General features: G+C 64.3%; 12 protein-coding genes. 2 read left to right on the forward strand and 10 right to left on the reverse strand.

All coding sequences use genetic code 11. From position 1 onward, the window contains the following. Positions 1–305: 305 nt before the first annotated feature. The 4 genes from ABSF49_RS07520 to ABSF49_RS07535 form a co-directional block, all read right to left on the reverse strand. Positions 306–1331 carry an amino acid ABC transporter substrate-binding protein gene (locus tag ABSF49_RS07520; protein ID WP_424112019.1) on the reverse strand — a complete coding sequence of 342 codons (1026 nt, stop codon included), beginning with the start codon at positions 1329–1331 and terminating at the stop codon, positions 306–308. Between the two features lie 33 nt (positions 1332–1364). After that, complete coding sequence (locus ABSF49_RS07525) at positions 1365–1925, reverse strand: L,D-transpeptidase (RefSeq protein ID WP_424112031.1); 561 nt, start codon at positions 1923–1925, stop codon at positions 1365–1367. A gap of 136 nt (positions 1926–2061) precedes the next feature. After that, the gene (locus tag ABSF49_RS07530; protein ID WP_424112020.1) at positions 2062–2559 is read right to left on the reverse strand and encodes a hypothetical protein; all 498 of its coding nucleotides are present in this window, start codon (positions 2557–2559) and stop codon (positions 2062–2064) included. A gap of 556 nt (positions 2560–3115) precedes the next feature. After that, positions 3116–3910, reverse strand: coding sequence for a bestrophin-like domain (locus ABSF49_RS07535; protein WP_424112021.1), 795 nt, complete (start codon positions 3908–3910; stop codon positions 3116–3118). Between the two features lie 302 nt (positions 3911–4212). Here ABSF49_RS07535 and ABSF49_RS07540 point away from each other — a divergent pair, with 302 nt between their 5' ends. Then, the gene (locus tag ABSF49_RS07540) at positions 4213–4704 is read left to right on the forward strand and encodes a DUF2165 family protein (RefSeq protein WP_424112022.1); all 492 of its coding nucleotides are present in this window, start codon (positions 4213–4215) and stop codon (positions 4702–4704) included. A gap of 522 nt (positions 4705–5226) precedes the next feature. Here ABSF49_RS07540 and ABSF49_RS07545 read toward each other — a convergent pair. The 5 genes from ABSF49_RS07545 to ABSF49_RS07565 all read right to left on the reverse strand — a co-directional run bounded on the left by ABSF49_RS07545 (position 5227) and on the right by ABSF49_RS07565 (position 8859). Then, positions 5227–6393, reverse strand: a complete 1167-nt coding sequence (locus tag ABSF49_RS07545; protein ID WP_424112023.1) for an alpha/beta fold hydrolase — start codon at positions 6391–6393, stop codon at positions 5227–5229. A gap of 191 nt (positions 6394–6584) precedes the next feature. Next, positions 6585–6908 carry a GCG_CRPN prefix-to-repeats domain-containing protein gene (locus ABSF49_RS07550; protein ID WP_424112024.1) on the reverse strand — a complete coding sequence of 108 codons (324 nt, stop codon included), beginning with the start codon at positions 6906–6908 and terminating at the stop codon, positions 6585–6587. Between the two features lie 290 nt (positions 6909–7198). Beyond that, entirely contained in the window at positions 7199–7708 is a 510-nt protein-coding gene (locus tag ABSF49_RS07555; protein WP_424112025.1) for a tautomerase family protein, read from the reverse strand. A gap of 145 nt (positions 7709–7853) precedes the next feature. After that, positions 7854–8603: a pirin family protein gene (locus tag ABSF49_RS07560; protein WP_424112026.1), complete on the reverse strand. Its 750-nt coding sequence runs from the start codon at positions 8601–8603 to the stop codon at positions 7854–7856. Positions 8604–8640: 37 nt separating this feature from the next. Next, positions 8641–8859: a rubredoxin gene (locus ABSF49_RS07565; RefSeq protein WP_424112027.1), complete on the reverse strand. Its 219-nt coding sequence runs from the start codon at positions 8857–8859 to the stop codon at positions 8641–8643. A 115-nt stretch (positions 8860–8974) separates the two neighbouring features. Between ABSF49_RS07565 and ABSF49_RS07570 the strand changes: the two genes are divergently transcribed. Next, complete coding sequence (locus ABSF49_RS07570; protein WP_424112028.1) at positions 8975–9655, forward strand: GntR family transcriptional regulator; 681 nt, start codon at positions 8975–8977, stop codon at positions 9653–9655. Positions 9656–9946: 291 nt separating this feature from the next. Here the strand turns inward: ABSF49_RS07570 and ABSF49_RS07575 are convergent. Continuing rightward, positions 9947–11482: alpha-glucosidase (locus ABSF49_RS07575; protein WP_424112029.1), on the reverse strand; the 1536-nt coding region annotated here is incomplete at its 5' end.

The raw sequence follows: 11482 nt of genomic DNA on the forward strand, positions 1-11482 counted from the left end.
GGCGCTTCGAGCGTCGCTGCGAGGACGCGGGCAAGAATGTGGCGGACGTGCTGCGCGACGAACTTGGCGTCGATCCCGATAGCGATGCCTTCTGGGCCAAAGTGAAGAGCAACCTGCAGGCCGGGCGGCTTCGGAAAATTCGCCCATGTGTGGCAGCCAACGCCGATCGACCCGACCAACTGGGGGTGATCGGGATGAACCAGCACACGCTCCAGAGGGCGAGACTGACATCGCCCTTTCGGGCGAGCGCCTTCTCGTCGGCGAAGCCGTCGACCTTAAGCGAGCCCTTGAAGCTGGGGCGCCCTCTACTGCAGCGGCGGCGCGTAGAGGATGCCGCCGTCCTCCCACAACTGGTTGAGGCCGCGCGGAATCGCGTAGCGCGAGCGGGCGCCGAGATTGGCCTCAAATATGTCGCCGTAATTGCCGACCGCTCGAATTGCGCGCCGCGCCCAGTCGTTGGTCAGCCCGAGGTTCTGGCCGAAATCGCCCTCGACGCCGAGCAGTCGCCGCACCGCCGGCTTCTGCGACTGCAGCGCCTCGTCGAGCGTCGCTTTGCCGACCCCGAACTCCTCGGCGTTGATCAGCGCGTAGAGCGTCCATTTGACGACGTTGTACCAGGCGACGTCGTCGGCGCGCACTGCCGGGGCGAGCGGCTCCTTCGAGATCACGTCGGGCAGGATCGTCGCCTCCGACGGTTTCTTCATGCCGAGGCGGACGATGTAGAGCGCCGACTGGTCGGTGGTGTAGGCGTCGCAGCCGCCACTCTCGAGCTTTGCGATCGCCTCGCTCGGGCCGGGAACGATGACCTCGGTAAAGGTCATCGAATTCGCCTTGAAGTAGTCGGCGAGATTGGCGCGCGTCGTCGTACCGTCCTGCACGCACACCGACACGCCGCCAAGCTCGAGCGCCGATGTGATTGTCGGATGGCGCACGACCAGGAAGGCCTGGCCGTCGAGATAGTCGATTCCGGCGAACAGGATCCCCTGCCCGGCCTCGCGCTCGAAGGTCCAGGTCGAATTGCGCGACAGCACGTCGATCTTGCCCGCGCGCAGGGCGTCGAAGCGTTCGACCGTCGACAGCGGAACGAACTCAACCTTCTGCGGATCGTCGAGCACGGCGGCGGCGACCGAACGGCAAAAGTCGACGTCGAAACCGCTCCAGGCGCCCGCAGCGTCGCGGTCGGAGAACCCGCCCAACCCCTCGCTGACGCCGCAAACCAGCGCGCCGCGCTGCTTGACCGTCTCGAGCGTGCCGGCCTGCGCGGCGAAAGCGACCAGCGCCGCCACGAGCGCCGCCAGTCCTGCGGTCGCGTGCTTCGAATTGGACGCCATCGCCCCCTCCCAGAACTGCGCGCCGGCGCGGGCCTAAAGCTGCGCCGCTTGCCGGATGATGACCTTCGCGCCGACGTCGACGCGCGAATAGAGATCGATGACGTCGCCGTTGGCGAGCCGGAAGCAGCCCGACGACACCGCCTGGCCGATCGTCTCGGGCTGATTGGTGCCGTGAATGCGATAGACGGTCGAGCCGAGATACATCGCCCGCGCGCCCATCGGGTTGCCGGGGCCGCCGGCCATGAAGCGCGGCAGATAGGGCTGGCGCTCAATCATCTCCGGCGGCGGCGTCCAGTCGGGCCACTCGGCCTTGCGCGTGACCTTCACCAGCCCCGACCACTGGAACCCCTCGCGGCCGACGCCGATGCCGTAACGCAGCGCGCGGCTATTGCCGAGAACCAGATAGATGAAGCGATCGGCCGTCGAGATGACGAGCGTGCCCGGCGCCTCGTTGCTGCGAAAGAACACCAGTTGCCGCGCGAACGGACCGTCCTCGATCCGCACTTCCTCGGTCGAGACGCGGCCGGGCTCGTCGCCGACGTCCATCGTGATGACGTCGGGCGGGGCGCCACGAACCGGCGCGGCGCCGAACATGATCAGCACAAGCCCGCAACGCAGCGCAAACCGCCGCGCGCGGCTCCGACGTTCCATCGCCGCCTCGTCCCGTCGCATCGTCAGCCGCTCCCGTCTTCCGCCGCCCTCAGCGGCGACGCCGCTTGTCCTGGTCGGCTCAGCACCGCACGTAGACGAAGGTGCCATAGCGGCTGTTGGTGTCCGGATCGACGAACTTCATCACCATCAGCTTCGGCGTCAGCTCGACGACCTCGCGATCGGCGGGATCGCCGGGCGGGGCGTTGAAGCCGAGATAGGTCTTGCCGTCGGCGCCCTTCTTCAGCGCCAGCTCGTGCTCGTCCGGATCGTCGGCGACATGCATCATCACGCCGTCGGTCGGGCCCTTGGCGATGACATAGGGGTTCTTGCACTGAACGCGCGCCATCTTCTCGGTGCGAGCGCGGTCCTTCTCGTCGCGGTAGGAGGCGAGCCCCCATTTGCCGACCAGCGGGTCGGGCGGCACGATCTTGAACGACATCGCCGACGGCGCCGCCGGCGTCGGCGTCGGGGACGAGCCCCAATTGCCGAAGTCGAACGACGAGCAGCCGGCGACGGCGCCCGCCAGCGCCAGCACGGCGCCCGATTTCAGCCCTCGCAGCAAGACGCCTCTCCCCATCTCGATCTCCGGCGCCGCTCGAACGCGCAGGACCTCGCTCTTCGCCGAACCCTAGCCGCCCGGTGTTTCGAGCGAAATTCTAAATCAACTCGGTCAACATGGCCAGCGCAAGAGGCAACGCGCAGTGAAGTCTACTGGGCATTCCATATGCCGATGCTGGCGCCGTCGACTGAAGGTTAGCCAAAGAGATCAGGAGATCAGCTTCACGAGGTTGTGGAAGCAATGCGATGTGACGGCGAAACCGGTTAGGCCGGAAACAGGGACAACCCGCCGCATATCAAAGGCGTTACAGCCTGAGCAGCCGAATGAGACCTGGTTCGCGGACTCCATCAGGGCCGCCAGCGCCTACCAACTGCATCAGCAGACCATACAGAAGACCGCACCCGACCAACACGCCAGATCAACAAACCGCACTTGCAACTCGGGAGCCATCCACAAAAGACATCGACGCGACTCGCTTGTTATTCGACGTTGACCGAATGCCGAATTGGGCGGCAGCTTTCTGAATTGTCCGAGGACGGAAAGGTCACACTCGGAGGCCGATTTACACGGCGCTCTAGCGCGAAGGGTCAATATGGCCGAGCGCGGTCCGCAAAGGGCCGCTCGACACGCGAATTAAACCCGTCAGCGGGCTGTCCAGATTCAGAATCAGATAGACGGCGGACGAAATGGAGAGCGCGCACATCAGGATCGTCACGGAGACGACCAAGTTGCGAGGGGAACTCAGCCCGAAAACTCCGAAGATCATTACCAGCCAGGAGACCATCAGTATAATGAACGGTGGAGAAAGCGTATCCTGGGGAGTGATGATGAGGAGCCACCGCTGCTGAAGCGTCTCCGTCATTCTCGCCGCGATGCTGTCAGCCAGCCTTCGGTGAAAATCGTCGGTCGGCGCGAGCCGCCTGATCGCGCCGTCCAATTCGATAAGCAGCGCGCCCAGTTCTTGACGTTCGTAGCCCTGCGTCGGCGCAAAAGTGGGATAGCCGCCCGGCGGTCGCGGCTCATCGCGCCAAGTGTCGGCGATCGCGGCGGCAACATAGGTTCGCAGCACGGCACGCTGGGGGTCGGTGTCGGCGCCATATTCTCGCAGCCGCTGATCGAGTTCAATGATGTCGCTGGCGAAGCCGCGCATCCTCGCGTCAAACAAGTCATAGGACGATTTCACCGAGTTGGTGACGAGTCCGAGGACTAGCGCGGTGAAAGTGACCAGTATCGAAATGACGAGTCGAACCGCGTCGATGGTCTCGCGGCTTTTGTGGTGCTCATGCAACGCCGGCTGGAGGATTTGCCCAGCCCCGCTGCTCGCAAGAACGAGCAGCAGGACCAACCCGGCGACCCCGAAGTCCCACATGTGTCGCGCTCGCTGATTTTACTTGGAGTTCTTCAGGCGATTCCCAAACTTGCATGTACGATTGTAAAGTTAGCGCATGGCTAGATCGGGGGAAAGGTTTTCGCGAGGGGAGCGGCGACAAAGTGAGCTAACTTCCAAACGCAAAGACGCTATGGTGGGGAGCGGTCGGCGCGGAATGGTCGTCCGGAGCTTGCGAGAAGCGGCGGACCTTTCACGCCGACGATCGGCGCGCCACGCGCGCGCCGTGGCGATTTGGGCCGCCTGTGACGGAACGCACTGGGCGGACACCGAAGGGGGGCGGGATGATCCTGGTTCGGCTTTGCAAGATCGCGCTCGTCGCCTCGGCGGCGCTCTTCTTCTCGCTCGTGGCCTTCGGCAACTTCACCGATTACGGCAGCAACTGGCAGTTCGTGCAACACGTCCTGTCCATGGATACGACATTCCCCAACTCAAGCCTTCATTGGCGGGCCATTGCCAATCCGACCGCGCAGGCCGCCGGCTACTGGCTGATCATCGCGACTGAGACACTTGTCGCCTTGCTGCTCTGGGCAGGGTGTCTCCGCCTGCTGGCGGCGATCGGCGGCGAGGATTTCAACCGGGCAAAGGCTTTGGCCGTCAGCGGCCTGAGCCTAGGGTTCCTGCTTTACGCAGTCGGCTTCGTTTCGATCGGCGGCGAGTGGTTCGCCATGTGGCAATCGCAAATCTGGAACGGCGAGCAAAAAGCGTTCGACTTCATCGGGATGATCGGCGCCGTGCTCGTCGTTGTCCTGCTTTCGGATCCGGCAAGCCAATAGTGCAGGTCACTGGCCCCGATCTGAACGCAAATTGGCGTAGGTCGACATCGACGATTCCGCCTCTGCAATGAAGGCGACCTTGATCTAGTTTCACAAAACGAACGCTTCGTCCGGCGTCACACGGCGGGCGCCGGATTCCGCCGTCGTTGGTCAACGACGCGCGGCGCTTGCCGTCATGACCAACGAGATGGCGGCGACGGGTAAGGGGCCGCAGTGGTCAAGCGCCTCGCAGCTTTGCCGCCCCTCGGACCGCCGCTCGAGTTATTCCCGCTTCGCCTCTTTAGCCCACCGATCGCCGCCGCCGAGGCGAGCTTTCTCCCAACTGAAAGCGCACTTGAGAAGGGCTGCCGAGCGAATCATGCCGACCCACTGGGACCCCATCGGCCAGCGCCTCGACGAAATCACCCGGCAAGCCTGCGCCAACCATTTCGCCGTGACCGGCCATGCGGCGTCGTAGGCGGGCCACGCTCCAGACAAAGGCGCATCTTCCGCTCGGCGTGTCTGGCGCGCCCACCCTTGTCCCTACTGGCCGCAGTCGCTCGGGGCGGCGATCCCGGCGAAGCGGTCGGCGATCCAGGCGACCGCGGCGCTCGCGCTGTCGCGCCCGAGGACCCCATGGCCGACGCCGGGCAGGACGACCATGCGCACCGAACTGCCGTCTCGGCACAGCCGCCGCATGTAATCGGCGGTGACCTCGGGGCGGACCAGCTTGTCGGCGTCGCCCTGCGCCAGAAAGACGGGAATGTTCGGCGGCAGCGCGCCGGGCGTGTTTCTTGCGAGCAGCGAACGCCAGGGTTCGCCGCCGGCGAAATTCTTCACGCTGAGGAATCCGTGCTCGAGCGACTTCTCCGTGCGACGCCGCTCGAAGAGATCGAAAATCGACTCGATGCATTCCCCTGCTAGCCGGTTGACCGCCGGCATCGCGGCGGGCTCGACGACATTGTTGATCGGCGCGCCGTACACCCGCGCCCACGACCACAGGGTCATCGCCGTGAGATTGTTGCCGCCGGACGTGCCGAGATCGTCTCTCATCAACGTGGAGAGTTCGGTCGCCGGCGCGGCGGCGGCGACGCCGACGAGTTGCAAGTCCGGCGCGTAACCTTTAGCCAGCAAACCCGTGTAGAGCGCCGCCTGCCCGCCTTGCGAATGTCCCCAGACCGCGAAACGAGACCCTGCCTGCGCGTCGGGCAACGCTCGAGCGGCCCGCACGGAATCGAGCACCGCGCGTCCTTCGCTGTCGCCGACGAGATAGGGATGCGTCTGCGGCGTGCCGAGGCCGGGATAGTCGGTCGCCGTGACGACATAGCCGCGCTCCACCATGTCACGCAGGCCCTGGATCATCTGGAAGCGCACCCTGGCGAGCGACGGGGCGCAGCGCGGCGCGACGCCGGTGGTCGGATGCGCCCAAGCGACGATCGGCCGCCCGCCCGGCGGCGGATCGCCCTGAGGAATGACGACCATGCCGGAGACGACGATCGGCTCGCCACTCAGCCCTGTCGATCGGTAGAGGATGCGATAGGCCGCCGCGCCGTCGGGCGCGCCATAGAGCGGTTGGGTTTGGATCAGCGCGCCGTTCTGAGCGGCGGCCGGAGAGACAGCCGTTGCGATCGAACCCAACGCGCCGAGCACAGCTGCTAGCGCGCCCAGCATTGAGCGTCGGCGGGTCTCGCCGAGGATGTAATGGGTCATTGAAAGTTTCCTCCACGAAAAGGCGGCGTCAGAGGATTCCGACGCGCTTCACCCAGTTGATGATCGTCGACGCAGTCGACGCTCACTCGGCCAGCCGCCGACGCCGGTCTTCCGCGTCACAGCCGCCGATCCTTTCGTGCAAGGGGCGGCTCGCTAGGAAGCCGCCCCCCTTTGCGGGCGCTGTCGGCGCGCTATTGCCAGCCGCCGCCGGGCAGCGGGCCGTGATAGGGCGTGTTGCGGCAATGACCCCAGGGGCCCCGCCAAAATCCCGGAGGGCAGCCGTTCCAGCCGTAACCGCCCTGATACGGGCCCCAGTACCCCCCCGGATAGGGGCCTCGGCCGAACCGGTGACAGGCGCCGCCGGGCCCGCGATACCAGCCGGGGCCACACCCATTGGCGACCTTGACGACCATAGAAGCGTCGTCGCCGAGGGGCTGGATCGGCATGGCCTCGGATTGCGACGACAAGATCGCGGCCGCCGCCAAAGTCAAAAAGAACCCAATCTGCTTCAACATGATATCATCCTCGTTTCGTGATGGAACCTATTGCGCCGATGGTCGGCTGCCGAAGAGCGAAGGTCCCGGACCGCTCCTGGAAGTAAAACCGAGTCCGTGTACCGTTAAGATCGATATCCTGCCAAAACTATCGCCTCGTGTTAAGTCGAGTCTCGATGTCGATTCGCAGCATTGGCGGTTATTGCGTTACATGAGCGCGCAGCTTGCGTTACGCGAGCATTCAATTTTAGCAACTGGTCCGATCAGTAACGACATTCCTTTGCGGAGACTCCGGCTAACAACCTTTACGGTCAGGCGATCGGTGGTTGTCTGTGGCTTGCGGCTGAGGCAAGCAGGCCCCCGACGTCGACGGGATAACCCGCCGAAGCGAACTGTCGCGCCTTCGCCTCGAAATAGGAGCGGACCCATCGGAATCGCTCGCCGCTCTTTGGCAGTCCTACACTGTCGGCGATGCTGTCGAGGCTGATGGTCTTCCCGCCGGCGCCCCAATTGCCCTCGGTCACCTCGTCGATCACGACGAGCACGCTGGCGGCGACGCCCGCTTGAGAGGACCCGCTCATCACCTGCGTGATGGCGCTCGTGACGGCGGCGTGCACGTCGCTCTTGTGCGCCGCATTCATGTAGCCTTCCGGTACGACGACGTTCACCAGAAAGGCGCCCGGCGGAGAGACGAACGTATTGTCGGCATGGCCGCCGACCCACCAGTCGCCCTCGGGGATCTCGGTGAAGAGAATCCAGGCGAACGCGCGCCCTGCGCGCGTGTTGGCGCCGCCCTCCATGTCGATGAGAACGTCGGTCAATCGTCGCGCCATTGCCTCTTTGGCCGTTCTATCGAGGCTTCCTGCGCGATAGCGGACATTCATGATTGGCATCGTCGTTTTCCCGATTTGGCTCGGCGGCGGACGTTGACGCCTTGCGTGCGGCAACGCCCGGCCCGCTCCGGCCTCACATGATGGTTTCGACGAAGAGAACGTCTGTCTCGTCGGCGGTGACGTCGCAGGAAATGCTCTTCGCGCCCCAGACGCCGACGCTGTCGCGCCGCCCGACTTGCGCGTCGGCGCAGCGCATCTCGCCTTCGAGAACGAAGGCGTAGACGCCGTGCGCCTCCGAGCGGGGACGATAAACATAGGAGCCTGGACGATCGCTGATCAGGCGGGAAACGCGCACGTCCTGCGGGATGGGCAGGGCGCCGTCCTGGTCGCCGACGAGCTGCTCGATGCTGTTGCGCCGCGCGTTCCGGTCGAAATGCGCGCGGTGATAGCTCGGCGGCAGAAAAAGCTGGCCGGGCAGGAACCATAGATAGATCGCGTGCATGTCCTCGTCGCTGATGCTCAGCTCAGTATGCTTGCCGCCCGAACCGGCGGAAAAGACGTAATAGTCGCCCTCGTGCAGCTGATCGACATTGCCCACCGTGTTGACATGGGTGAGCTGTCCCTGCAGGACGATCGCGGCGATGACGAAGTTGTGGTGGGAATGCATGTTGTAGCCGCATCCCGGACCGTTGAAGACTTCGTCGCCGAAGACGCGCATCGTTCCGAATCCGGGCCGTCCGCTCTGATACTCATGGAAGTTGAAGCTCGATTCCCGAGTGATGAAGGCGTCGGGGTGCCCGCCGACGTAGGCTGAATCTTGCCCGATCGACGATATGCGTTCATGGCCGCGCTCGCGGGCCGGCAAAATGAAAGAGTCCGACATGGTCCTGTTCCTTTCCGATTTTCCTGATTTTTGCCGATTAGGCGGCGTGCCCGGCGAAGGGCTGCCCGGCGGCGTAACCGATCACGACCATCTCGAATTCGTGCTTGGGCGTTCCGCAATCCGGGCAGCGCCAATCGTCGGGGATGTCCCGCCAGCGGGTGCCCGGCGGCAGGCCGTGCTCCGGGAGCCCCTCCGCCTCGTCGTAGAGAAAGCCGCATCCAAGGCAGATCAGGCGTTTGAAAGTTTCTTCCGTCATGTCGTCCTCCTTCTTAGCTGTAGTGTGTGACGCGCTACTAGCATGCGTGACACGGCACGTCAAGTGGGCTATTGTGGGCCGGGAAAAATTCAGTCAGCGCACAGGAGAGACGAGCTTGGACGGATTACGCGACGCCGAAATGTTCACGAGCCTGCGGGACAAAGTGGTGCGGCGGGTTCGCTCCGACATCGTCTCGGGACGAAGCGCTCCGGGGACGATGTACTCAGTTCCGACGTTGGCGGAGGAGCTGGGGGTTTCAACCACGCCGGTCCGCGAGGCGCTGCTCGAGCTGAGCCGCGCCGGGCTGATCACGCCTCTGCGCAACCGAGGATTCAGGGTCGAAGTGACCTCGCTGCAAGAACTCGACAATCTGTTCACCGTGCGCGAGCTGCTGGAGCGCTTCGCCATGGTCACCCTCGCCGAGCGGCGTCTGCTTGAGGTCGGCGAACTGCGGGCGCTTGCCGATGACATCGCAACAGCAGTCAAGAGCGTGGACGTACTCGCTTATGTCGAGGCCGACCGCGCGTTTCACCAGGCGCTGATCGCAAAGGCCGACAATCCCCTGCTCACACGACTGACCATGGACCTGCGGGATGGAATGCGATTGTACGGCATCGACTCGGCCGCTGGTCGCAAGCGCCAGGAGGCTTCGGTGAAGGAGCACTACGAGCTCATCGATCTTGCGTTCGCTGGGAACGTCAAATCGATCGCCAATCTCATCAGCCATCACATTCTGGACTGGAAGCCCGTCTTTACGGCAGCGCTCTCCGACCGGTTCGGAAGCGAACCGAAATGACTTGGATTTCGGTCTGCAATGGCTAATGGCCGGAAGTTGATCGCGCGCCGTAAGCTCTGCGCGTGATGCAACCGGCCGATGCGCTCGTCGAAGCATACGGGACGCCCGACAGAGCCGCCGTGCTCGACGCGTCGAACCCTGGCGCTCGTCTCTTAGAGCGGGCAGATGGCGATCGCGATCGAGCCCAACGCGCCGAACACGGCCGCGAGCGGGCCCGGATTCCCGCGAAGGCGGCTCGCACTGACGATGCCAGGGTTTCTTGCCGGCCTCCTCCGCCAAAAAAACACGAACTCAAAGGATTCCGGCGCTCTTCAGTCCGTCGATGATCTGCTGCGCCGCCGGCGCGCCCTTGCGAAGGAACACCGCGGGCTTCGACAGCGGCGCCGGCGCCTCCATCCATTCGCCCTCCTGGCCGACCGCGGCGCCGGTCCACAGGTCGGTCCATTGGCTGCCCATGGGGAAGTATACATCGACTGTGTCCCTGCCCTTATCCAAGACAGGCGTGACCATCAGGTCGGGACCGAGCAGGAACTGGTATTTCAGCGCGTGGGTGTTCGGGTCGTTGGGGTAGTGGAGAAAGAGGTGCCGGACGACGGGATAGCCGCGCGCGGCGGCCTCGGCAACGAGCGCTTTGCGATAAGGCGCGAGCCCCTTGTAGACCTTGGCGAAGCGCGCCATCTGCGCCAGCATTTCCGGGCTCGAGTCGAACTGCGGCGTGATTTCGGGAGCCGCGCCCTCCATCGTCCGCATCACGGCGGTGAAGGCGTTGAGCTCGATCCAGCGCATCAGCAGTTCCGGCGTGCGAACGATCACCGGAATCTGCCTGCCGACGAAATTGAACTTGAGCACGACATAGCCGCCGATGTCACTGTGCATCAGGCTAAAGCCGGAGACGCCGGCCGAGAGCAGGCCGACCACCGCCGTCTTGATGCCGTCGTAGGCGTCCCAGCTCATCAGTTGGTCGCCGAGCCAGAACAGGGTGGCGACGCCGGGACTTTGAGTGAAACCGGCGCGGGCGAAGAACACCATTTCGTCGCCGTGCCCAGATTCTTCGATCGCCTCGCGATTCACCCGCAACCATTCCATGCTGTAGCGGTTGTGCCAGACCGCGGGGTCGGCGCCGCCGTGCAGCTTGGCGTCGAAAGGCAGCGCCTCGCCGAAGTCGCTCATCCAGCCGTAGCCGCCCGCCGCGCCAATCATGTTCGTCTTCATGATCGCCTTGATCCAGGCGCAAGCGTCGGGATTGCTGAGGTCGAGCATGCCGACATAAAAACTCGAGTTCCTGATGAGGTAGGGCGAGCCGTCCGCCTTCTGAACGAGATAGCCCTTCGCCTTGGCCTCCGTGAACATCTGGTTGTGGCCGTTCTCGGTGGCGAGAAACGGATTGATGTAGAGCAGCACGCGGCCGCCTTGGGCCTCGACGTCGACGACGAGCTCGCGCCAGCGCGGGTAGTAGGCCTCATCGAGTTTCCAATTCCACCAAAGCTGCGTGCCGGCAAACGTGGTCCGCACGCCTTCCCAGTCCTGCAGCCACAGACCGGCGACCGGGACGTTCGCGTTACGAGCCCGGCCGAGCTTGGCGCGCACGGCCTCCGTGCCGCCCATCAGGCCGAGGATAACGCCGTTGTGCACCCAATCGGGCAGTGGGCGCATGCGGCCGGCGTATTCCGTGTAGGCCTCGATCAGTTCGAGAGGCGTCTCGCCATAGAGGATGCGGCCCGTCATCGTCGCCGACCAGACCTTGATATCGATATGGCCCGCCTGCCGCATGTCGAACACGCTGTATTCGAGGTTCTCGAGGAACAGCGACCGCAGCCGGCTGGTGAT

This window comes from Roseiarcus sp. (assembly GCF_049514155.1).
Classification (GTDB): domain Bacteria; phylum Pseudomonadota; class Alphaproteobacteria; order Rhizobiales; family Beijerinckiaceae; genus Roseiarcus.